Consider the following 21,924-nt stretch of genomic DNA (forward strand, 5'->3'; position numbering starts at 1 on the left):
AACTTTAAATTTAAATTACTTATTCTTGATTTTCAATAGCTTCTTTAATTTTATTTTCAAGTTCGTCCATTAATTCAGGGTTATCTTTAATAACACCTTTAACAGCATCTCTACCCTGACCTAATTTTGTGTCTCCGTAACTAAACCAAGAACCACTTTTCTTTATAATTCCGTACTCTACACCAATATCTAAAACTTCACCTACTTTTGAAATTCCTTCACCATACATGATGTCAAATTCTGCTTGTTGGAATGGTGGAGCCACTTTGTTTTTTACAATTTTAACTTTGGTACTGTTACCAATTACCTTATCGCCATCTTTAATTTGAGTTCTCTTACGAATATCTAAACGAACCGATGCGTAGAATTTTAAAGCATTACCACCTGTAGTTGTTTCTGGGTTACCAAACATAACTCCAATTTTTTCACGTAACTGGTTAATGAAAAATACCGTACAGTTAGTTTTACTAATTGTTCCTGTTAATTTACGTAAAGCTTGCGACATTAAACGTGCATGTAACCCCATTTTAGAATCTCCCATTTCACCTTCAATCTCAGACTTTGGTGTTAATGCTGCAACCGAGTCAATTACTACAATATCAATAGCTCCAGAACGAATTAAGTTATCAGCAATCTCTAAAGCCTGCTCACCATGATCTGGTTGAGAAATAATTAAATTATCTACATCAACTCCTAAACTTTCAGCATAAAAACGATCAAAAGCATGTTCAGCATCAATAAAAGCTGCAATACCTCCTGCTTTTTGCGCTTCAGCAATTGCATGTATTGTTAAGGTTGTTTTACCTGATGATTCTGGTCCATAAATTTCAATAATTCTTCCGCGTGGATAACCTCCAACTCCTAAAGCTAAATCTAAACCTAAAGAACCCGATGAAATAGCATCTACATCTTCTACTTGGCTATCGCCTAACTTCATTACCGTTCCTTTCCCATAGGTCTTATCTAGCTTATCTAGTGTAAGTTGAAGCGCTTTTAATTTCGCTTCTTTTTCTTTATCTGCTGCCATAAATCGTGCTAATTATTTTAATATATAAGAATGGCTAAGTTATGAAAAACTAACTTTAATTCCCCATCTTTTTTATGTTACATTTTGTAATATTGTACTCCTTAAAAATAACAGATGTCAGAGCATCATCACTTTATTATTTACAAACCATACGGTTTTCTTTCTCAATTTATAACCAATCAAATAAAAGGAGGCAAACACAAGTTGTTAGGAGAATTATATGATTTTCCTGAAAAAACAATGGCTGTAGGTAGGTTAGATGTAAAATCGGAAGGATTATTATTACTTACAACAGATGGAAAAGTAAGCGATTTTATTACTACCAGAGGCGGAGTTGAAAAGGAATATTATGTTCAACTAGATGGTGCTATTACTACGGAGGCTATTAAACAATTACAAAGCGGAGTTGAAATTGGTTTTGATGGAAAAAAATATATGACAAAACCTTGCAAGGTTAAAATTATTGATGATCCTAATCTTCCTGAACGTTCTAAAAAAATTCGCGATGCTCGTCACGGTCCTACACCTTGGATATCAGTTATCTTAACTGAAGGAAAATTTAGACAGGTACGTAAAATGACTTCTGCTGTTGGATTTCCTACCCTCCGTTTGGTACGTGTTCGTGTGGGTGATATTTTATTGGGTAATATGCAAGTAGGTGAAGTAAGAGAGGTTGAGGAATTACTGTAACCTAAGTTACTTTTTAAAAAGTAATTTTTAAGTACTTTTACAAGTATGAGAGATAATTCAAACACTTTTATTTACATTATAGCGGGTATAATTATTCTACACTTTTTAATAGGCTTTGGATATTTACTTTATAAAATGAGTAAAAAAGAAAATAAAAAATAATTATTTCCTCACCATTCTTATATGTGGTATTCCATCTTCTAAATAGCCCTCACCTATTTGTTTAAATCCGTGAGATTCGTAGAATTTTTGTAAATAGGTTTGTGCAGAAATGGTAATTGTAGTTTCATTATAGTTATAAACAATTGCTTTGATTGATGCTTTAATCAAATCGTGTCCGTAACCATATTTACGTTCACTTTCTTTTACTACTACCCTACCAATACTAGGTGTATCAAAATATTCACCACTATTAAACAATCGTGTATAAGCTATTATTTTTCCTTCTTTTGCACCTAAAACATGTAATGCTTTAAGATCTTTACCATCAATATCTTGATATACACAATCTTGTTCAACAACAAAAACTTCAGAACGTAATTGAAGTATCTCATACAGTTCTGAAGTTGTTAATTCTTGAAATTTTTTTACCGTGATATTCATTAACAGCAAGCTATTTTTTCTACTCTATTAGCATGACGTCCACCTTCAAATTCAGTCGATAAGAATATTTTTACAAAACCTAAGGCTTGTTGTAACGATACAAAGCGAGCTGGAATTGTTAGGATATTCGCATCATTATGTTGACGTGTTAATTCAACTAATTCATTATTCCAACACAAAGCAGCACGAACTCCTTGGTGTTTATTAGCTGTCATTTGCGCTCCGTTACCACTTCCACATAAAATAATACCCATTTCAGCTTGTCCTGTCTCTACAGCTTCTGCAGTTGGGTGAATGGTATCTGGGTAATCCATACTATCAGTATCATTCGTACCAAAGTTGATTACTTTATGTCCTAATTCTTCTAATAGTTTAACTATTTCAAATTTGTATTCGGTACCTGCGTGGTCATTTCCTACAGCGATTGTCATAATTTGTTGATTTTAATTCAGTTGTGAGTTACAAAAATACAGTTATTCACGGTTATCAACAGTAATTAACAATGCTTTTTTTAGTATTCTTAATAACCCATTAAAAATTAAGGGATTAAAGCATGTTATCTAATTGTTAAGAACTAATAGTATATTTTAAAAAGAAAATTTGATTTTTTAAATATTTTTTACAATACAAGAACAAGAATTAATTATGCAACTTTTTTTTTGAGATTTTAATGAACATTTATCAACATAAAATTAACCCTTTTTTTACATTTAAAAATAAATTAACTATTCATAAAACTAAGTGAATTACTGTTTATAACTTTTGTTAATAACTCTATTTTATAGTTGATTTTAAAGATTTTATTTATCTAATAACTTGTTTATTTATTTTAATAAGTCATTCTACCAAAAATTAAATCCACTTTTTATTCCACATATTAACACGCTATAATAACAATCATTTCTTTTTTTAAATTTTAAAAATCTTTTTTATTAATAATATAATATGTTAATAACAGTTTTTTTTAAATTTTAGATTTTCTTTTTCTGAAGATAAATTTTAGTTTTTACGTATTTGTGATTTATTACTTAGAAAGCTTTCTTAAACTTCTTTTGGTTGAAAGTTGCTGAAATAAGATAGAGAGAAGGGATCCTGTTCTTTCTCCTTTTGCAAGGTAAAATTCCGAAAAATTAAGCTGTGTAAGCTACTTTTGTTAATAAATACTGATAAGTGTGTATAATGAAAAATTACTTGGCTATCACCTTGCTATTAAACGGCTTTTTTAGCCGCTTTTATAAGGTAAACAGAGTCTTTTGCTTTTACTACTTCTGTAGGATTTTTTTCGTTTAAAGTCGTATTAATACTTACTACAGTAACGATAATTCCTGTAATGAATATGAAAATAAATAGTGCTATTATTTTGCGTAAGCTTTTCATTTATAACGACTTTCTTTTATTATAAAGACGTATAAAATTAAGATATGTTACAATTTTCTTAAGTTTTTTTTAACTTTTACGGAATTATGATTTTAACAGCTCTTTTAAACATACTTACTTTTACTGAGCCTTGACCTATTAACTCTCCATCTGCTTGAATATAAGGTAAATCTGTATTATTTAAAGGAGTTATTAACAGTGAGTTTGATACATGTGTTTCTACCTTTTTATGTTGTACTATTTTTCCGTTGTATAATTTTCGAATATTAAATAATAAATCTACTAAAGAGAAGTTCTTAGCAACCGTTATATCAAATAAACCATTACTACTATATTTATAATCAGTTAATTGCATACCACCACCCGAAAATTTACAAATTCCGAATAAGGTCATTAAACATTTTGTTTTAATAATTTGATTGTTAACTTCTATAGTAAAAGTAGTTTTTTTATAAAGTAATAAACCCGCTATTCCGCTTAATAAGTAAGCAATAGGTCCAAATCTTTTTAGTTTATTCAACTTATTAACAACATATCCATCATAACCTATTCCTGCTACATTACAAAAGTATGAAGACGTGTTTTCTAATTCTAAATAGCCAACATCTTGATGTATCGTTTTACCTTGTTGAATATAACTAATTGCTTTTTTTATATTTTTTGAAATATTATAGGTTTTAATCCAATCATTTCCGGTTCCTAACGGAATTACAGCTATTGTAATTTCTTGATTATCAATTGTATTTTGAGTCATTATTCCGTTAATAATATGATGTAAAGTACCATCACCACCTACCGAAATAATTTTTTTAAAACCTTCATTAATAGCTTCTTGAACTAATGCTATTTCATGTTTAGTATGGGTAGTTTGTGCATACTTAAAGGTAATATTTTGAGTTGTTAATTCTTGTTGAATAGTATTCCAAATCTTATTAAAATTACCTTTTCCTGCAACTGGATTTACAATTACAAACCATGAATCACTCATATACATACTTTTAAATAAAAAGTTGAAATGTACGAAATGAATTTATAACAGTTATTTAAAATCATTGGCGTTAATTTTATTCGTACTTTGGTTGAAAATTAAATAAGACGAAAGATTAATGACTAGAAAGAAAAAAATCTACAAAAAAAAGGGAAAGGTAATTAAAGATCTTACCCGAAACATTTTCAAAATACTTAACGAAGACAGCAATAAATATTACAATTATAAGCAGATTGCCGCTAAATTGAAGGTTTCTGATACTGATGGCAAGACTCAAATTATTCAAAAATTAGCTGAACTAACCGCTAATAAAAAGATAAAAGAAGTTGACCGAGGTAAATTTCAAATTAATGAAGATCGTAAATATCACATTGGTACTTTAGATGTTACTTCTAACGGAAATGCTTACTTTATTTGTGATGACTTTGAACACGATATTTTTGTCCCATCTGTTAATTTAGGTAAAGGTTTACATAACGATACAGTTAAAGCGTATATATATAACAAACGTAGAAGTAATAAGCAAGAAGCTGATGTTGTTGAAATTATAGAAAGAGCTAAAACAGAATTTGTTGGGGTTTTACAAATGAATAAAAATTTTGGATTTGTAGTACCTGACAGCAATAAAATGTATGCTGATATCTTCATCTCTCAAAGTAAATTGAATGGAGCTAATGATGGTGATAAAGTCGTTGCTACAATGACTGATTGGCCAGAGAATTCTAAAAATCCATTTGGAAAAATTACACAAGTTCTTGGAAGACCAGGAGATCATGATACTGAAATTCATTCTATTTTATTAGAATATGGATTACCATACGAGTTTCCTACTGAAGTTGAAAAAGAAGCATCTGAATTACCAATAGAAATTACGAAAGAAGAAATTGCCAAACGTAGAGATATGCGTGGTGATTTAACCTTTACTATCGATCCTAAAGATGCCAAAGATTTTGATGATGCTTTATCATTTACTAAACTTGAAAATGGTAATTATGAAATAGGAATTCATATAGCCGATGTATCTCATTATGTACAACCTAAAACTATTTTAGATGATGAAGCTTATGATCGTGCAACATCAGTATATTTAGTTGACAGAGTAGTTCCAATGCTTCCTGAAATGTTGAGTAACGGAGTTTGTTCTTTACGACCAAATGAAGAAAAACTTACATTCTCAGCAGTGTTTGAAATGAATGAAAAGGCTCAGGTAGTAAATCAATGGTTTGGAAGAACAGTTACCTATTCTGATAAACGTTTTGCTTATGAAGAAGCCCAAGCGATAATAGAAACAAAAGGTAATATAATTCCAGAAGATGTTTCATTAACTGGTGAAGCCTATGAAGTTGATGAAAATATTGTTGAAGCTACGCTTAAACTTGATGAATTAGCAAAAAAAATGCGCAAGAAACGCATGAAATCTGGTGCTATTTCTTTTGATAAAATTGAAGTAAAGTTTCACTTAGATGAAAATGCAAATCCTACTGGAGTATTCTTTAAAGAAGCCAAAGATGCTAATAAATTAATTGAAGAATTTATGTTGTTAGCAAATAAAAAAGTAGCTGAATTTGTTGGATTATCAGGTGGAAGACCAAGTAATAAAACTTTTGTTTATCGTGTACACGACGAACCTGATGTTGAAAAACTAGCTTCTTTACAAAATATTGTAAGCAAGTTTGGATATAAGATTAATACAGAAACACGTCAAAAAACTTCTGATAGTTTAAATAAATTATTATCTGATGTTCATGGAAAAGGTGAAGCCAATATGGTAGAAACCTTAGCGATTCGTTCCATGAGTAAAGCAGAATATACTACTCAAAATATAGGCCACTACGGATTAGCTTTTGATTATTATAGCCACTTTACTTCACCAATTCGTCGTTATCCTGATGTGATGACGCATCGTTTATTACAACACTATTTAGATGGAGGAAATTCACCTAAAGCTGAAATTTATGAAGAGAAATGTAAACACTCTTCAAAAATGGAAGAATTAGCATCAAAAGCAGAAAGAGATTCTATCAAATATATGCAAGTTAAATACATGCAAGATCATAAAGATCAAGAATTTGAAGGTGTTGTTTCTGGTGTTACTGAATGGGGAATTTATGTAGAAATAAAATCCAATAAATGTGAAGGTATGGTGCGTATTAAAGACATTAAGGACGATTATTATATCTTTGACGAAAAACAATATGCTGTGATTGGTCAGTCGACTAAAAACATGATTCAATTAGGTGATGAAGTAGTTGTAAAAGTAAAACACACTGATTTAGAACGTAAACACCTAGATTTTAATTTGATATCACATTAAATTATATATAAATAACTATGAAAATTTGGATTACAAACGAAACAGAAAAAACAAAAAATTATTTAATTGCAACTGAAAACTCAATTTGGATAACAGAAGAAACTAAAGATGTTAACATTAACGATCTTATAGAGAATAACGAACTTTCTAACATGTCTATTTATAAAACAAATGACATAAAAGAAGTTCTTTTTAACGAATCTGATTCTCAAATTACAATTGAATTTAAGGATAGTAAGATAAAAGATATTGAAATAAACACCAATTGTGAGGTTTTTACTGATGTTAATAATTTCTTTGTATCAAATTTAAAAGGAGTAGAAATTAAAAATTATTCACTTTTAAAACAGATAAAACCTTCACTATTCGGTACTGCTCTTTTTGGAGGTATTACTTGGGTATTGTACACAACTGCTTTAAGTATTCAAAATGGTCAGCATCTTGATACTAGTGGAAGAAGAAGTTTAATTAAGAAAATTATTGTAGGAATTGCTGATTTTTTAGGACCAACAGGTTCTTTAATTGTAGGTGGTTTACTTACTTTACTTTTTGTATATACTTTTATAAATACCATACGCAAACCTAAAGAAGGAAAAGTATTGAAAACTTTAAAGAAACAAGAAATTAAATTTAGCTTCCAACAATAAATTTCAATATTTGTCTTTATTGTATTGGTATAATTATTGTTTTAGTACAATAAACTAATGGATTTATTATGAAGAATTTAGTATTTATAAGTTTGTTTTTGATGACTGTTATAGCATCAGCACAAACAACCATGACGAAAGAATTAGGTAGCTTTTACCAAGTAAAAGTGTATAACGGAATTGATTTAGAATTAGTTAAATCAAATGAATCTAAAATTGTAGTTACTGGTGAAAAAACTGATAAAGTAAAGATAAAAGTTGAAGGATATACATTAAAAGTATTATTAAAATTTCCTGAAACTACAGCTGATGGTAAGGTGAAAGCTACCTTGTATTACAAAGAAGATATTGATGTAATTGATGCCAATGAAGGTGCAACAATAACTGGTAAAGATATTAATCAACAAAAAGTTGAAATAAAGGCTCAAGAAGGAGCTTTTATCAATCTTGTAGTTAAGGTTAAGCATTTAAAGGTAAAAAGTTCTTCTGGGGCAGTTATAAGGCTTTCTGGTAGTACAAAGAACCAAAATGTTGATGCAGATTTAGGTGGTATGTATCACGGATATAAAGTAGCAGTAGAAGAAATGACTATTGTTAAAGCAGGATCTGGATCTAAAGTAGAAGTACAAGCAGGTGAAACTTTAGACGCTAAAGTATCGTTTGGAGGTTCTATTTTTTACAAAGGAAAACCTGAAGTTTTTAGAGATAAAAAAGTAATTGGTGGAGTAATTGAACACAGAGGTTAATTTTGTATCTTTGTACAGCAAAATTTTATAAAAATGAACTTACTTACAATATTTTTAGGAATGATTGGGCCTTGGCAAATAGCTATTGTCGTTGCATTAGTATTATTATTATTCGGAGGTAGAAAAATTCCTGAATTAATGAGAGGATTAGGTACAGGTATCAAAGAATTTAAAGATGCTACCAAAAATGAAGATGAAGATGCTGATAAAGTAGAAGATAAAAAATAAGATTAACATCTATAAAAAAACAAACCGAAACATAATTGTTTCGGTTTTTTTTTAAATATAAAATGCCCCCCGATACTTTATATTCTATTATTGTCAAAACTACATTCTTAAATTTTTATAGAAAAATAAATGTTGTAAAATGGAAGGTTTTTAGCAAGTCAGGGATAAATGGGAAGTTAATTTAATTAGAAAGAGATTAAACTTTCTAATTTTTCTTTATTAAAACTTCTAGAAACAGGAATATTAAAATCAGTTTTATTAGTTTTAATACTATATCCTCTAGCATTTCCTGAATAACTTTGAATATAATTAGTATTTATAATGTAAGATTTATGGCAACGTACAATATTTTTATAAGCATTTAATTGATTTAAAACACTAGTTAATGTTATTCTAATTACAATTTCTTTTAAATTATTACCTTTTTCATTTACTATAAAAAATGAAGCATAGTTTTTTTCAGAAGTTATGTATACAATAGAATTAACATCTATTGAAATGCTCTCTTTAGTTTCATCAGATTCAATATTTATTACATTGATTTGAACATTTTTTTTAGTTCTCTTGTTTATTTTATTATTAAGATTTTTAGTAATTTTTAGTCTTTTTGATCTCGATAATTTTTCATCTATAAATAAATATATAATTATTGGAAAAAAGCCAATAATTAATGTGTATATTATCATTCTTGGAAAAGATAAAATACCTAACTCTCCACCCTTTTGAACTATAGAGTTGTAATACCAATTAAAGCAAGATATAAAGGCTACAGTTATTAATAAGTAATATAAATGTTTTTTTAATATCCATTTATCATTATCAAATAATTTAGGAAATATAAAAGGAGCTATAACTGTAGTGAATATTAATACAGCAAAAGTTATAAAACCATAACCTAAAGAATAATAGAATCTGTCATTCTTTAAATTATTCATTCTAAAGGGCTCAAAAATGAAAACAAATAAGAATATAAAAAAACCAAATCCAACACAAACAGATAACTTATATCTTAGTGTTGGATTGAAATAGTATGGTTTGTTAAGCCAATTTTTTATCATTTTAAATTAGTTCAACTTTTTATAATTTTGTTAATCTTCTTTTTTATCTTGAGCCTTTTTCATCGCCTCTCCTATTTGATTACTAGCTGTAAAGCTTGCAACCATATCGTTTAACATATTACTTCCCACTTGTGGTGAATTAGGCAATAATATTAAATTACTATTAGTTTCTTCTCCTAATGATTGTAAGGTATCATAATGCTGTGTTACAACAATTAAAGCAGATGCTTCTTGACTGTTAATACCTACACGGTTTAATACTTCAACAGATTCTTCTAAACCACGAGCAATTTCACGACGTTGATCGGCAATACCTTGCCCTTGTAAACGCTTACTTTCGGCTTCAGCTTTTGCTTTTTCAACAATTAAAATACGTTGTGCATCTCCTTCATACTGTGCTGCTGTTTTTTCTCTATCAGCTGCATTAATTCTATTCATTGCAGCTTTTACTTGAGCATCAGGATCTATATCAGTAACTAAGGTTTTAATGATATCGTAACCATAATCCATCATAGCGTCGTTTAATTCTGTTTTTACAGCAATTGCAATATCATCTTTCTTTACAAATACGTCATCTAAGCGCATTTTAGGTACTTCTGCACGAACAACATCAAAAACATAAGAAGTAATCTGATCGTGAGGATAATCTAACTTATAAAAAGCATCATATACCTTATCTTTTATTACTTTGTATTGAACAGATACTTTTAGTTTTACAAATACATCATCTAACGTTTTTGTTTCAACGATTACATCTAATTGCTGAATTTTTAAACTCAATTTTCCTGCAATTCTATCCATTAAAGGAATTTTTAATTGCAATCCTGAGTGACGAATACTTTGATAACGACCAAAACGTTCAATAACAGCTGCAGTTTGTTGTTTAACAATAAAAAAGATTGATAAGAATACAAAAAAACCGATAACGATAACCGGATACATGTAAATAGGCATAGTTTTAATTTTTAAATGTTAGTAATTTTTTTGTTAAAGATACTATTTATATGACGAACTTTTTTTGAATTGTTACAGTCCATTTTAAAATATATATTTGTAAAAAATCAACTTTATGGAACTTATACAACAAAGCATAACAGAAATCTTATTATTACTTTTTTTAATCGTTACTTTTTTACAATCTGGAATAGATAAAGTAAGTGATTGGAAAGGAAATTTATCTTTTATTAAAGATCATTTTCAAAACTCACCATTAAAAAATTCAGTACCTCTTTTATTAGCTATTATTTTAGTTTTAGAATTATTAGCAGGTGCTTTAATGTTTGTAGGAATTTTTCATTTAGCAACTACAGGAAATAATACTTATGCTTTAATAGGAGCTGAATTATGTGCTTTAACTTTAATTTTTTTATTAATAGGTCAACGTTTAGCAAAAGATTATGCCGGAGCAATGACATTAGCAGTTTATTTTTTAATAGCCATTTTAGCTGTGTATTTATTAAATAGATAATTATTATTTTAAATTAAATATTTAATAATTTTTACTTATTAAAAAACCTCTTAAAAAATCAATTTTAAGAGGTTTTTTATTTTTATTAAGGTGTTTCTATGTTTTAATATTTTAAACTGAAATAATAACCTTTAAATTAAGTTTTACCTGTTTTTAATGATATAAATTAAAGAAGAATACTCACCGTTTCTTTTTGCTTTTAAATTTGATTGTAAACCAATGAAAAATGCGTTAAAAGGTCTAGATTTTTTTGTTTTGTACTTTTCTGATAAAAGTGAAACATAATACGAATCAAATTTCATAGGAAGTATTTTTTCAACATTCATATCAACCAAAGAAAATAGTTTTGAAATAGCTGTTTTTGAAAAATGCCATAAATGTCTTGGAACATCATAAGCAGCCCAAAACTCTTTGTAATGTTTTGCATCAAAACTTTTATGATTAGGTACTGCTATAATTAATACTCCATTTGGTTTTAATAATTTTTTTAATTGTTTAATATATTCAACCAGATTAGGAATATGTTCTAAAACATGCCAAAGAGTAATTACATCAAATTGATTGTTTTCAACTTGATTTAAATTTTCATACAAAACTATATTTTTACTTTTTGCATATTCTCTAGCTTTGTCTGAAGGTTCTATACCTGTAATTTTCCAACCACCAGTTTTACATACTTTTAAAAAATCTCCTGTGCCTGCACCTACATCTAAAATAGTTTTTTCTTCTGTTTTAAATGAGTTAATTAATTTGAGTTTTTTCTTAAGGGTATGATTTTTTACAAGCTGGTAAACTTTATCAAATAGAGATTTTTTACTATCTGTATGTGAAATGTAATTTTCACTTAAATAGTATTTATCTAAATTACTAGGAACAGGAGAAGTTACGAGCATATCGTAAACTTCGTTTTTCATTACTTCATAACTCTCCTCAGAAACTGTATAATCTATACAGTTTAAAAAAGGTTTTAAGTTCTTATAGAACTCTTTTTCTGTAATCAAACTTTATGTGTGTTGAGTGTTCCATGTGGAACATTGGTTTTTGGTTTAGCAATTATACATAAAAAAATAAAACGTTCCACATGGAACAATTTATTTTTTATGGTTCTAAATACTGTTAGTTATCTACCCATGTATACAAGTAATACAGAAATATCACTAGGTGATACTCCACTTATTCTACTAGCTTGTGAAATGGATGTAGGTTGTATTTTTGATAATTTTTCCCTCGCTTCAAACGATAAAGATTTTACTTTGCTGTAATCAAAAGTAGAAGGAATAGGTACATTCTCTAATCTATTTAATTTATCAGCATTACTTTTTTCTTTTTCTATGTAACCAGAATATTTTAAATGAATTTCTACTTGTTCGATAATTTCATCGTCGATTGAATTTTCTTGGATATAGTTTTCTAAGTTTTCAATAGATCGAAAATCTGAAAAAGTTAATTGAGGTCTAGCAGCAATTTTATAGAGTTTCATTGACTGATTAATTGTCGCTAAATTCTTACTTTCTAAAATAGGATTTACTTCTTCTTTTGTAATACTTAAATTACTTATAAAATCAATTAAGTTTTGAGTTTTGTTTTTCTTCTCTTCTACTCTATTCATTCTTTCTTGAGAAGCTAAACCTAATTTATAAGATTTCTCTGTTAAACGTAAATCGGCATTATCTTGTCTTAAGAGTGTTCTATATTCAGCACGAGAAGTAAACATTCTATATGGCTCTTCTGTTCCTTTAGTAATTAAATCATCTATTAAAACACCGATATATGCTTCACTTCTTTTTAAAATAAAAGGTTCTTTTTGTTGAACTTTTAAAGCAGCATTTACACCCGCCATTAAACCTTGTGCAGCTGCTTCTTCGTAACCTGTCGTTCCGTTAATTTGACCAGCGAAGAATAAGTTATTAATTAACTTAGTTTCTAAATTGTGTTTTAATTGTGTTGGTGGAAAATAATCGTATTCGATAGCATATCCATATCTAAAAAACTTTACGTTTTCAAATCCAGGAATTGAACGAATAGCCTTGTCTTGGATATCTTCTGGAAGTGAGGTAGAGAATCCATTTACATATATTTCTACCGTATTCCATCCTTCTGGTTCAACAAAAACCTGATGACGTTCCTTCTCTGCAAAACGATTAATTTTATCTTCTACAGAAGGACAATAACGAGGACCTGTTGATTTAATTCGACCGTTAAACATTGGTGAACGATCAAACCCTTCACGAAGTAAATCATGAACTTCAGGATTGGTATACGTTAAATAACAAGAACGTTGTTTCGCTAATGGTTTTGTAATTGGTAAATACGAGAATTTTTCAGGAGCGTCATCACCTGGTTGTTCTGTCATTTTTGAATAATCTAACGAACGTCCATCAACACGTGGAGGTGTTCCTGTTTTCATTCTTCCAGCTTCAAAACCTCTAGCAACTAAATCTTCTGTTATACCTGTTGAAGCACCTTCTCCTGCTCTACCACCACCAAATGTTTTTTCACCAATGTGAATCAATCCGTTTAAAAAAGTACCCGCTGTAACGATTACTGTTTTGGCTTTTATTTCTAAACCTAAAGCTGTTTTAACTCCTGCGATAGTATCACCATCAAACAACAATCCGTTTACAGAATCTTGGTAAAAATCTAAATTCTCGGTTTGCTCTAACATCGTTCTCCAGCATTCTGCGAATTGCATTCTGTCTGATTGTGCTCTTGGACTCCACATTGCAGGTCCTTTTGATTTGTTAAGCATTTTAAATTGAATTGCGGTCTTATCGGTTACAATACCACTGTAACCACCTAGGGCATCAATTTCGCGTACTATTTGCCCTTTCGCAATACCTCCCATTGCAGGGTTACAACTCATTTGAGCAATATTTTGTAAGTTCATTGTAATTAACAAAGTGTGTGCTCCCATGTTTGCACTTGCTGCAGCTGCTTCGCTACCAGCATGTCCACCTCCTACTACAATTACATCGTATGTTGTATTAAATAAACTCATTTTTTTTATTCAGTTCCACGTGGAACGCTTTTTATTTTTTATCTAAAATTTCTAAACATTCGTTTTCTTTCGAACGCATTAATTCTTTCTCTTCTTCTGTTTTATCCTTGTATTTCATATAGTGTAAAATACCATGGATAATTACGCGGTGCAATTCGTTTTCAAAAGAAACATTAAACTCTTTAGCATTCTCTTCTACTCTTTCTACAGAAATAAAAATATCACCTCCTACTAATTTACCTAAGGTATAATCGAAACTGATAATGTCGGTTAAAGTATCGTGCTGTAAAAATTCAACATTGATTTTGTGTAAATAAGCATCATCACAAAAAATATAGTTGATTTCTCCTAGTTCAAAACCTTCCTTTTCAATACAGGATTCTATCCATTTTGAAGTGTTTTCTTCATTGTGTAATTGAAATTCGGTTTCGTAATTAAATGCAATCATTTCTTTATATTAAATACTATATATTCTTAATCGTAAACTGTTAATTAAAAAGCTATAGTAATTACTATTTTTAAGGCTTTTTAATACGTTATTCTTTATCTTTTGGAAGGCTAAAGTACTCTTGAACCTTCTTTTTGTAATTTTGGCGCAAAGGTAGTGATTGTCTGTTTAATATCTCTGTTTGGTTATAAAACAACTTTTTAAATTTTAGTTCTTTACTGCTATTGTTATTAAACTCTTGTAAATTGGTATTCGATTTACGTTGTTTTTCTCTGTTTTGTTCAAAGGTAGCTTTGTCTAGTTTTAGCAATTCATAATTTAATTGCTGCATTCTATTAATGCTTTCTTGCGTAAAACCTTTTTCTAAAATTTGATTTTCTAATTCTTCCATCTTCTTCAATGCTTTTTTAGCTTCTTTATTATCTCCGTTTCCTTCTTTAATAGCATTTTCTAATTGTTCTCTTAGTTGAGATTGTTCTTTATAAATTTGATATAATTCACCATCTAAATCGTCATTCTTTTCGCCTTCACCCTCTTTTTGTCCTTCTTTACCATCTTTTGGTTTGCCTTGATTTTGTTTTTGCATGTCTTCTTTCATCTTTTCCATCAATTCATTTTGCTGTTGAATAATGTCTGGTAAACTAAACGATTTGCCCTTCCCCTTCCCTTTTCCGTTACCTGGTTTTGGGTTTTGCATGGCATCTAATGTATTACTTAACATATCTGCTAGTGTGTTTGCAGAAGTCATAACATACTGTTGATTTGATACGCCATTTTGAAAATAATTATCGGCAAAGTTTTCTAATGATTGATCTAAGTTATAATGAGCTTGTGCTAGTTGATCTTGTACTTTAGATGATATACTAGGTATACGCATAGAAAGTACAAATAAACTATCATCTATATGTTCAAAATAAGTTTTAAGCTGGTGTTGTTTTTGTAAATTTTTACCAAAGTTTGGATGTGAAGAATTTGTTGAAGAAAACTCATCCATCAAAGCTTCTTGATCAAAAGAAAATGTAATTAAATTTTCTAAGATTTGACGTAAACCTTCCATATTCTCCTCCTCCATTTCAGTACTCATCGATTGCATTGCTTGTTGCATCTTCTGACTCATTTGCTGCATTTTCTCAGAAGCCTTTTTCTGATTTTCTTTAGCATTCTGTTGCTGATTGTTTTCTAAATTTTCATCAGCCTTATTGAGTTCTTCTTGAACTTCTTTTTCTAAATTTTCCATAGAAGGAATTTCCATGGGTTGTTTTAAATTTTCATTGTCTTTATGAAGTTCATTTAATTCTTTTTTTGCTTTTTGAAATTCAGTATTAATTTCTTTTTGCTCTTCTTTTATTGTGTTTTTATCGCTTAATTTTTCTTGTTTTTTTGATAATTCATCAAGCTTATTTGCAAGTTGACTCATCTTCTGTTCTACATAAAAACGTTTGGTCATTTCTAAAATACGCTCCAAACTACGTTCTTGTTGTTTGTTTTGTTCTGCAAGTTCTTTGGTCTTTTTTATAAGCTCTTCCTTATTAAGTTTGTCCGCTAACTTATTTAACTCATCTAATAATTTTTGTTGCTTTTCAAGCTTTTTAAGTTCTTCTATACGTTTTTGTAAGTTTTCTTTTTTCTCTTGAAGTGTTTCATTTTCTTCTTTCTTTTCAGAGAAATTCTCTTGTAATTTTTGAGTTTGACGTTGCATCATTTCCTTATACTGTTCTTGACGCTTAACAAGGTTCTGAATTTTCTTCTGATCGTTCCAGTTAATGTTCTTTTTACTCTGTAAATCGAACTGTATTTTCTCCAATTCTTTTTTACTTTGTTGTTGTTGATCCAAAGAATTGTTAATGTTTTCAATGTAATTTTTTTGCTCTAATAAAAGTTCCTCCTCTATTTCTTCTTCAGATTTTTGACGATAACTAAACTTTTTACTTAGGGCTTTTTTACTGCCATTTATAATGTCGTTATCATATACTTGAAAAAACAGTTCGTAATTGATACCATCTTTTAGATTCAAATCACCAGGAAATTCAAAATAGAAAGTTTGGATATTCTCTTTATTAATGGTTATAGATTTACTCTCGATATACTGAGAATTGCTTTTATCATAATAAACTATTTCTAGTTTTTTGAACCCATAATCATCTGCAATTTGACCTGCAAATTGAGCATTACCTCTAGTAATACTATCGATGTTAGAATTGACTGAAATCGTTGGATATTCATCTTTAATAACATCAATAGAAAATTGTAATTGTTCGTAATCTTTTAAGTTTTTATTAGATGTGGCAATTTGATAGTGTAAACTCTCATTCAGTTGTTTTTTAAACTCAAATTTCTCGTTTTCTTTTTGTGTAAAAATTTCTCGTTTTTTATTATTTATGAAGGTAACTGTATCGGTTTCAGAAGTTTTAATATGCCAAGTAATGAATGTTCCTTGTGGAACATTTAAGTTTCCAGTGTTATTAATAGTCTCATTAGCTTTTTTAATATACGATGGATATTGTAGATGTAATGAAATGTTTTGTATTGAAGGAGTATTGATTATGGTAAGTTTATATTCTTGTGAATTAATTCCATTTGCACTCGCATAAAAAGTTATGGGGTTTTGTACTTCTGAAAAAGTATAAGAGAATAATCCGTTTCCTTCGTTTTCTAAAAAGTATTGCTGATTGTTGAAATGAACTTTAGCTTCATTTGGAATAACCTCTCCTGTTGTTTGAAAATATATAGTAATATCTTTTCCTTTAATTACACGCAAATCTTTTGCGGTTAAATTAAAATAAAATGGAGCAGGCGGATTGTAAGCTACCGAATGATTTACCACTCGATTTAAACTTTGAGAAAGCTTTTCAGAAGTTCCTGTAAGCATAGAAAGCACCCAAATAAAAACAGGAATCAATACATATTTTAAATATTTTTTATTGCTACTAAAATTGATGGCTTTGTTGAAAGATATGGGTTGTAATTCTTTCGATTTTTGTTCAATACTTGCAACTAATAAATCAGATTGCTGATTGTTTTGCTGTAATTGTAAAACGTTTAATAGTTTGTCTTTTACTTCAGGAAAATGATTTCCGATAATTTTAGAAGCCTCTTCAAAAGAAATTCCTTTTTGTAATCCTATAATTTTAAAGATAGGAAAACATATAAAACGGAATAGTAAAAACAATTCAACAACAATGAACAACCAAAACAAAAGGGTTCTAGCGGTGGGTTGTAACCAAAGAAAATATTCAATAAATAAGGTGAAAAATAAATATAGTAACCCTAATGAAACAAATAAAATGCTTCCTTTTATCAATTCATTGGTATAGTATTTTCTACTGAATTGCTGTAGCTTTTGCTGTATTTTAGTAAACTCTCCCATAAGTAATTATAAAAATACGTGATTTATAAGGAATTCTAAGTTAAGATTTGTGTAAACATGTTGTTTTAGGGAGAAAACTCCTGAAAAGCGTTAAAAATCGGTTGTATGAAGTCATGAATTAATAGAATTAGATGATTAGTTGTAGTTGCGCTATTTTTGCTTTTAGCTACATGTCTTTATTCTTTCAGAGAAGCGATCTTGATTCTCTTTTCTATTTCTAAACATAAAACTATCTTTGCGTTTTCAAATCAATAAAAAATGACTGAGAACGTAAGAGTACGCTTTGCTCCGAGTCCAACAGGACCTTTACACATGGGTGGTGTAAGAACTGCTTTATTCAATTATTTATTTGCTAAAAAACATAACGGAACTTTTGTTTTACGTATAGAAGATACCGATCAAACTCGTTATGTAGCTAATGCAGAACAATACATCATCAATTCGTTAGAATGGTGTAATATTCCTTTCGATGAAGGTCCAGGTAAGAATGAAAAATTCGGACCATACCGTCAGTCTGAGCGTAAAGATTTGTATAAAAAATATGCCGACCAGTTAATTGAAAGCGGTTGGGCGTATTATGCTTTTGATACAGCTGAAGAATTAGATGCACACCGTAAAGACCATGAAGAAAAAGGAAAAACCTTTATCTACAATTGGCACAACCGATTAAAATTAAACAATTCTTTAGCGCTTTCTGCTGACGAAGTTTCAGAAAAGATAAATGCAGGAGAAAAGTATGTAATCCGTTTTAAGACTCCACAAGATGAAACCTTGATTTTACAAGATGAAATCCGTGGTACGATTAAAGTTGAAACAAATACCTTAGATGATAAAGTATTGTTTAAGTCAGATGGTATGCCAACCTATCACTTAGCAAATATTGTTGATGATCATTTAATGGAAATTTCGCATGTAATTCGTGGTGAAGAGTGGTTACCTTCTCTCCCACTTCACGAATTATTATACCGCGCTTTTGGTTGGAAAGCACCAAAATTTGCTCACTTACCATTAATTTTAAAACCAGTAGGAAAAGGAAAATTAAGTAAACGTGATGGAGATAAATTAGGTTTCCCAGTTTTCCCGTTAGAATATACTAACGAAGAAACTAATGATATTTCACGAGGATATAGAGAAGACGGGTATTTTGCTGATGCTTTCATTAATATGTTAGCTTTCTTAGGGTGGAATCCAGGAACGGAACAAGAAATGTTTAGTTTAGAAGAATTGGTTGAAGCGTTCGATTTAAGTAGAGTAAGTAAATCAGGAGCGAAATTCAGTCCAGATAAAACAAAATGGTTTAATCAACAGTATTTACAACAAAAATCGAATAAAGTTTTAACCGATTTATATTTACCTATTCTTGAAGAAAAAGGAATTAAAACGGATGAAGCCTATGCTGAAAAAGTAGTTGGTTTAATAAAAGAACGTGCTACGTTTGTGGCAGATTTTTGGGAGTTATCAAACTTTTTCTTTGAAAACCCATCAGAATATGATGAGAAAGTAGCAAAGAAACAATGGAAACCTGAAACTGGAGCTTTAATGCAAGAGTTAATTGAAGTAATTTCTAAAATTGAAGATTTCTCAGTTGAAAATACTCAAACAGATATTAAAGGGTGGATTACTTCTAAAGAAATTGGTTTTGGTAAAGTAATGCAACCACTTCGTTTAAGTTTAGTAGGTAAGTTAGCAGGACCAGATTTGTTTGATATTATGAAAATGATTGGTAAAGAAACTACCATTACAAGAATACAAAATGCAATAAACGTATTATCATAACACAAAAAAAGCCGCTTAACAAGCGGCTTTTTTTGTGTTATATTTTGAGGTTTAAATCATACAACCTCCTAAATGTTTAGCTGAACTACGTCTTCCTGAAGAACCACTATTATTCCAATTTAATTTGAAAACTATACCTAAAGTTCCTTGAATGTGCGAACGCATACTTTCGTATCCTTCAAAAGAGTGCTTGTAATATAATTGAGGATTGATACCCACTTTATCACTCACCCAGTAAATTCCACCACCACCAATATTTAATGTTGGTGTCATTTTACGTTCAGAATCTACTAAACTTCCTCCAACAAAAACATACGGAGCAAGTTTATCTAATACAGCATCAAAATTATAACGAAAAGAAGCATCCATAGAAAAATACTTTACTGAATTAGAAATAAACCCTACATCATCAATTGTGTTAAATGACATGGCTCCATCTAAAGAAAAACGATCGCCAATAGGCATAGTTAAACTTAAGGTTGGTACTTGAAATAAGTGTTGATCACCAATAAAAGCGGCATCACTTTCACTAAATTTCGTTATTCCGAAACCTATACCTATTTGCCAAGAATCGTTTAAGTTTTGTGAAAAAACGGATGTTGTTAAACAGGTAAAGATTGCTATGAATAAAATTTTATGTTTCATCGGGAGAATTGTGTTTAAGAGTAATAACTGGTTTAAAAGGGTTTTAGTATATTAAATTTAATTGAGATTAACATTTTTAATAGCGATAGTAAAGTCATCTAAATCATTATCATTTAAAATTAAATGGATGGCTTCATCACAAACTTTTTCAGCATTTTTATCAGAAAAGTTTAAGGCGAGTGCTATTTTACGAAGTATACCAACTTCTTCTTTTGCTACTTCTTCATCAGCAAAAATCATTTTAGTTAAAAGGTATAAACGTTCAATACGCTCATCGTAACTTACTGGTGAGTTTACAGGAAATTTTTCAGGACTTTTTAAAATAAGAGTATATTCTTCTTCACTAATGTTTAATTTCTTAGAAGCTCTATCTAATAATTCTTGTTCACCTTCAGAAATGATTCCGTCAACTTTAGCAATTTTTACGATGCTGGCAAAATGCCCTATTTCTTGTTTGTGTTTTCCGCTCGAATATAAATCTGATATCGACATAATTTTATTTTTATAAATACTATCAACAGGTAAGTTTAAAGCCTGTCAACTTTCGTCGAAAGTTAACAATTCTACCCAAAAACAAGGTATTATTTTTTCTTATAGTTGTTTTGTTTTGTATAAAAAGTAGTAATAAAATAGGATTGTTTAATTGGTGATTTAAGACGCTTTTTAAAAACAGCAATACAAAGACCTATGTTTTGTTATTATCGTTGTTTAAAATGGTTTTATGGCGTTTTTAGCTTTGTAAAACCAAAAATTGAAGACCAAATAGGTATTTTTTATCATTTCGAAAAAAAGTATAAAAAATTAACTAACTTGTTAACGAGCAAATTTTAATAGAAGCAAAAATGAAATTAGCACTTACCTTTTGTTTTTTTCTTTTTTCAAACGTGTTTGGTTTTTCACAAAATCAACAAGACATAGAAAATGAAATTAATGAGCAAGTTTGGCAACCATTTAAAAAATCTTTTGAAGCTCGTGATTGGAAAACATTTAATAGTTTACATACCGATGATGTTTTAAGAGCGAACAAATACGGAATTCGTATAGGAGCTGAATACAAAAATTCTATTGAAGCTTCTTATCAGAAACCAATTAATAAAAGACGAAAGATAGATTTTTGTTTTGACCAAAGAATTTATAAGGAACATACAGGTTATGAAGTAGGTTATTACCGAATCATTTCCACAGAAAAAGATAAAAAACCTACTATTTCATACGGAAGGTTCCACGTGGTATTGAAAAAAATAAACAATCAATGGTTTATAGCTCAAGATTGGGATACCAATACTATGAATGGAAAACTAATTACCAAACAAGATTTCGAAACAGGGAATTGTTTACAATAACTTAGCTGTAATTCTGAAGTACAGCGAAGCAATCTTTCTATTTCGAGTTCCTAACCAACAGATTACTTCATCGTATCCTCCTCGTAATGACGCTCATTTTTATGTTTTGTTATTATTCATATATCGTCATTCATATTATCGTCATTGCGAGTGCTAACGAAGCAATCTTTTCCTTAAGAGTTTTAAATGAATAGATTACTT

At 29.4% G+C, this 21,924-nt stretch carries 21 protein-coding genes; 8 read left to right on the forward strand and 13 right to left on the reverse strand.

Going from position 1 to position 21,924, the window contains the following annotated elements:
- Positions 1–19: 19 nt before the first annotated feature.
- Complete coding sequence (gene recA / locus N534_RS0105960; RefSeq protein ID WP_028891613.1) at positions 20–1,027, reverse strand: recombinase RecA; 1,008 nt, start codon at positions 1,025–1,027, stop codon at positions 20–22.
- A 114-nt stretch (positions 1,028–1,141) separates the two neighbouring features.
- Here recA and N534_RS0105965 point away from each other — a divergent pair, with 114 nt between their 5' ends.
- A complete protein-coding gene (locus N534_RS0105965) occupies positions 1,142–1,717 on the forward strand; it encodes a pseudouridine synthase (RefSeq protein WP_028891614.1) in 576 nt (191 codons plus the stop codon).
- Positions 1,718–1,879: 162 nt separating this feature from the next.
- On the opposite strand, the gene N534_RS0105975 is transcribed toward N534_RS0105965, so the two are convergent.
- The 4 genes from N534_RS0105975 to N534_RS0105990 form a co-directional block, all read right to left on the reverse strand.
- Entirely contained in the window at positions 1,880–2,320 is a 441-nt protein-coding gene (locus tag N534_RS0105975) for a GNAT family N-acetyltransferase (protein WP_028891615.1), read from the reverse strand.
- Positions 2,320–2,751: a ribose 5-phosphate isomerase B gene (gene rpiB, locus N534_RS0105980; RefSeq protein ID WP_028891616.1), complete on the reverse strand. Its 432-nt coding sequence runs from the start codon at positions 2,749–2,751 to the stop codon at positions 2,320–2,322. Before rpiB ends, N534_RS0105975 begins: the two co-directional genes overlap by 1 nt.
- A gap of 778 nt (positions 2,752–3,529) precedes the next feature.
- Positions 3,530–3,697, reverse strand: coding sequence for a hypothetical protein (locus tag N534_RS15430; RefSeq protein WP_170141618.1), 168 nt, complete (start codon positions 3,695–3,697; stop codon positions 3,530–3,532).
- Positions 3,698–3,773: 76 nt separating this feature from the next.
- A complete protein-coding gene (locus tag N534_RS0105990; RefSeq protein ID WP_231517306.1) occupies positions 3,774–4,685 on the reverse strand; it encodes a diacylglycerol kinase family protein in 912 nt (303 codons plus the stop codon).
- 118 nt (positions 4,686–4,803) lie between these two features.
- On the opposite strand from N534_RS0105990, the gene rnr reads away from it, so the two are divergent.
- The 4 genes from rnr (at position 4,804) to N534_RS0106010 (ending at position 8,620) form a co-directional block, all read left to right on the forward strand.
- Positions 4,804–6,999, forward strand: a complete 2,196-nt coding sequence (rnr, locus tag N534_RS0105995; RefSeq protein ID WP_028891618.1) for a ribonuclease R — start codon at positions 4,804–4,806, stop codon at positions 6,997–6,999.
- 17 nt (positions 7,000–7,016) lie between these two features.
- Positions 7,017–7,646 carry a hypothetical protein gene (locus N534_RS0106000; RefSeq protein ID WP_028891619.1) on the forward strand — a complete coding sequence of 210 codons (630 nt, stop codon included), beginning with the start codon at positions 7,017–7,019 and terminating at the stop codon, positions 7,644–7,646.
- Between the two features lie 68 nt (positions 7,647–7,714).
- Positions 7,715–8,392, forward strand: coding sequence for a head GIN domain-containing protein (locus tag N534_RS0106005; protein ID WP_028891620.1), 678 nt, complete (start codon positions 7,715–7,717; stop codon positions 8,390–8,392).
- A gap of 33 nt (positions 8,393–8,425) precedes the next feature.
- Complete coding sequence (locus N534_RS0106010; RefSeq protein WP_028891621.1) at positions 8,426–8,620, forward strand: twin-arginine translocase TatA/TatE family subunit; 195 nt, start codon at positions 8,426–8,428, stop codon at positions 8,618–8,620.
- Between the two features lie 185 nt (positions 8,621–8,805).
- On the opposite strand, the gene N534_RS0106015 is transcribed toward N534_RS0106010, so the two are convergent.
- Positions 8,806–9,678 carry a LytTR family transcriptional regulator DNA-binding domain-containing protein gene (locus N534_RS0106015; RefSeq protein ID WP_081728288.1) on the reverse strand — a complete coding sequence of 291 codons (873 nt, stop codon included), beginning with the start codon at positions 9,676–9,678 and terminating at the stop codon, positions 8,806–8,808.
- A 30-nt stretch (positions 9,679–9,708) separates the two neighbouring features.
- Positions 9,709–10,632, reverse strand: coding sequence for an SPFH domain-containing protein (locus tag N534_RS0106020; protein ID WP_028891623.1), 924 nt, complete (start codon positions 10,630–10,632; stop codon positions 9,709–9,711).
- Between the two features lie 115 nt (positions 10,633–10,747).
- Between N534_RS0106020 and N534_RS0106025 the strand changes: the two genes are divergently transcribed.
- Complete coding sequence (locus N534_RS0106025; protein ID WP_028891624.1) at positions 10,748–11,146, forward strand: DoxX family membrane protein; 399 nt, start codon at positions 10,748–10,750, stop codon at positions 11,144–11,146.
- Positions 11,147–11,289: 143 nt separating this feature from the next.
- On the opposite strand, the gene N534_RS0106030 is transcribed toward N534_RS0106025, so the two are convergent.
- The 4 genes from N534_RS0106030 to N534_RS0106045 form a co-directional block, all read right to left on the reverse strand.
- Positions 11,290–12,147 carry a class I SAM-dependent methyltransferase gene (locus N534_RS0106030; RefSeq protein ID WP_369791957.1) on the reverse strand — a complete coding sequence of 286 codons (858 nt, stop codon included), beginning with the start codon at positions 12,145–12,147 and terminating at the stop codon, positions 11,290–11,292.
- A 119-nt stretch (positions 12,148–12,266) separates the two neighbouring features.
- On the reverse strand, positions 12,267–14,144 hold the full coding sequence (gene mnmG, locus N534_RS0106035; protein ID WP_028891626.1) for a tRNA uridine-5-carboxymethylaminomethyl(34) synthesis enzyme MnmG: 1,878 nt from the start codon (positions 14,142–14,144) through the stop codon (positions 12,267–12,269).
- Positions 14,145–14,175: 31 nt separating this feature from the next.
- Positions 14,176–14,592 carry an rRNA maturation RNase YbeY gene (ybeY, locus tag N534_RS0106040; RefSeq protein WP_028891627.1) on the reverse strand — a complete coding sequence of 139 codons (417 nt, stop codon included), beginning with the start codon at positions 14,590–14,592 and terminating at the stop codon, positions 14,176–14,178.
- 88 nt (positions 14,593–14,680) lie between these two features.
- Positions 14,681–17,959: a DUF4175 family protein gene (locus tag N534_RS0106045; protein ID WP_028891628.1), complete on the reverse strand. Its 3,279-nt coding sequence runs from the start codon at positions 17,957–17,959 to the stop codon at positions 14,681–14,683.
- 258 nt (positions 17,960–18,217) lie between these two features.
- Here N534_RS0106045 and gltX point away from each other — a divergent pair, with 258 nt between their 5' ends.
- The gene (gltX, locus tag N534_RS0106050; RefSeq protein WP_028891629.1) at positions 18,218–19,735 is read left to right on the forward strand and encodes a glutamate--tRNA ligase; all 1,518 of its coding nucleotides are present in this window, start codon (positions 18,218–18,220) and stop codon (positions 19,733–19,735) included.
- Between the two features lie 51 nt (positions 19,736–19,786).
- Here gltX and N534_RS0106055 read toward each other — a convergent pair whose 3' ends face one another.
- Together N534_RS0106055 and N534_RS0106060 are read right to left on the reverse strand one after the other, a co-directional pair.
- Entirely contained in the window at positions 19,787–20,380 is a 594-nt protein-coding gene (locus tag N534_RS0106055; protein ID WP_028891630.1) for a hypothetical protein, read from the reverse strand.
- 57 nt (positions 20,381–20,437) lie between these two features.
- A complete protein-coding gene (locus tag N534_RS0106060) occupies positions 20,438–20,872 on the reverse strand; it encodes a hypothetical protein (RefSeq protein WP_028891631.1) in 435 nt (144 codons plus the stop codon).
- Between the two features lie 350 nt (positions 20,873–21,222).
- Here N534_RS0106060 and N534_RS0106065 point away from each other — a divergent pair, with 350 nt between their 5' ends.
- Positions 21,223–21,723 (forward strand): DUF4440 domain-containing protein, encoded by a 501-nt coding sequence (locus tag N534_RS0106065; RefSeq protein ID WP_028891632.1) that lies wholly within the window; start codon positions 21,223–21,225, stop codon positions 21,721–21,723.
- The last annotated feature ends 201 nt before the right edge of the window (positions 21,724–21,924 follow it).

The organism is Tenacibaculum sp. 47A_GOM-205m, assembly GCF_000518405.1.
GTDB lineage: Bacteria > Bacteroidota > Bacteroidia > Flavobacteriales > Flavobacteriaceae > Polaribacter > Polaribacter lutimaris.

What these genes read in the sequence shown, in the direction of transcription:
- recA (WP_028891613.1), bottom strand. Translation starts at nt 1,027, where the DNA reads ATGGCAGCAGATAAAGAAAAAGAAGCGAAATTAAAAGCGCTTCAACTT.
- N534_RS0105965 (WP_028891614.1), top strand. Translation starts at nt 1,142, where the DNA reads ATGTCAGAGCATCATCACTTTATTATTTACAAACCATACGGTTTTCTT.
- N534_RS0105975 (WP_028891615.1), bottom strand. Translation starts at nt 2,320, where the DNA reads ATGAATATCACGGTAAAAAAATTTCAAGAATTAACAACTTCAGAACTG.
- rpiB (WP_028891616.1), bottom strand. Translation starts at nt 2,751, where the DNA reads ATGACAATCGCTGTAGGAAATGACCACGCAGGTACCGAATACAAATTT.
- N534_RS15430 (WP_170141618.1), bottom strand. Translation starts at nt 3,697, where the DNA reads ATGAAAAGCTTACGCAAAATAATAGCACTATTTATTTTCATATTCATT.
- N534_RS0105990 (WP_231517306.1), bottom strand. Translation starts at nt 4,685, where the DNA reads ATGAGTGATTCATGGTTTGTAATTGTAAATCCAGTTGCAGGAAAAGGT.
- rnr (WP_028891618.1), top strand. Translation starts at nt 4,804, where the DNA reads ATGACTAGAAAGAAAAAAATCTACAAAAAAAAGGGAAAGGTAATTAAA.
- N534_RS0106000 (WP_028891619.1), top strand. Translation starts at nt 7,017, where the DNA reads ATGAAAATTTGGATTACAAACGAAACAGAAAAAACAAAAAATTATTTA.
- N534_RS0106005 (WP_028891620.1), top strand. Translation starts at nt 7,715, where the DNA reads ATGAAGAATTTAGTATTTATAAGTTTGTTTTTGATGACTGTTATAGCA.
- N534_RS0106010 (WP_028891621.1), top strand. Translation starts at nt 8,426, where the DNA reads ATGAACTTACTTACAATATTTTTAGGAATGATTGGGCCTTGGCAAATA.
- N534_RS0106015 (WP_081728288.1), bottom strand. Translation starts at nt 9,678, where the DNA reads ATGATAAAAAATTGGCTTAACAAACCATACTATTTCAATCCAACACTA.
- N534_RS0106020 (WP_028891623.1), bottom strand. Translation starts at nt 10,632, where the DNA reads ATGCCTATTTACATGTATCCGGTTATCGTTATCGGTTTTTTTGTATTC.
- N534_RS0106025 (WP_028891624.1), top strand. Translation starts at nt 10,748, where the DNA reads ATGGAACTTATACAACAAAGCATAACAGAAATCTTATTATTACTTTTT.
- mnmG (WP_028891626.1), bottom strand. Translation starts at nt 14,144, where the DNA reads ATGAGTTTATTTAATACAACATACGATGTAATTGTAGTAGGAGGTGGA.
- ybeY (WP_028891627.1), bottom strand. Translation starts at nt 14,592, where the DNA reads ATGATTGCATTTAATTACGAAACCGAATTTCAATTACACAATGAAGAA.
- N534_RS0106045 (WP_028891628.1), bottom strand. Translation starts at nt 17,959, where the DNA reads ATGGGAGAGTTTACTAAAATACAGCAAAAGCTACAGCAATTCAGTAGA.
- gltX (WP_028891629.1), top strand. Translation starts at nt 18,218, where the DNA reads ATGACTGAGAACGTAAGAGTACGCTTTGCTCCGAGTCCAACAGGACCT.
- N534_RS0106055 (WP_028891630.1), bottom strand. Translation starts at nt 20,380, where the DNA reads ATGAAACATAAAATTTTATTCATAGCAATCTTTACCTGTTTAACAACA.
- N534_RS0106060 (WP_028891631.1), bottom strand. Translation starts at nt 20,872, where the DNA reads ATGTCGATATCAGATTTATATTCGAGCGGAAAACACAAACAAGAAATA.
- N534_RS0106065 (WP_028891632.1), top strand. Translation starts at nt 21,223, where the DNA reads ATGAAATTAGCACTTACCTTTTGTTTTTTTCTTTTTTCAAACGTGTTT.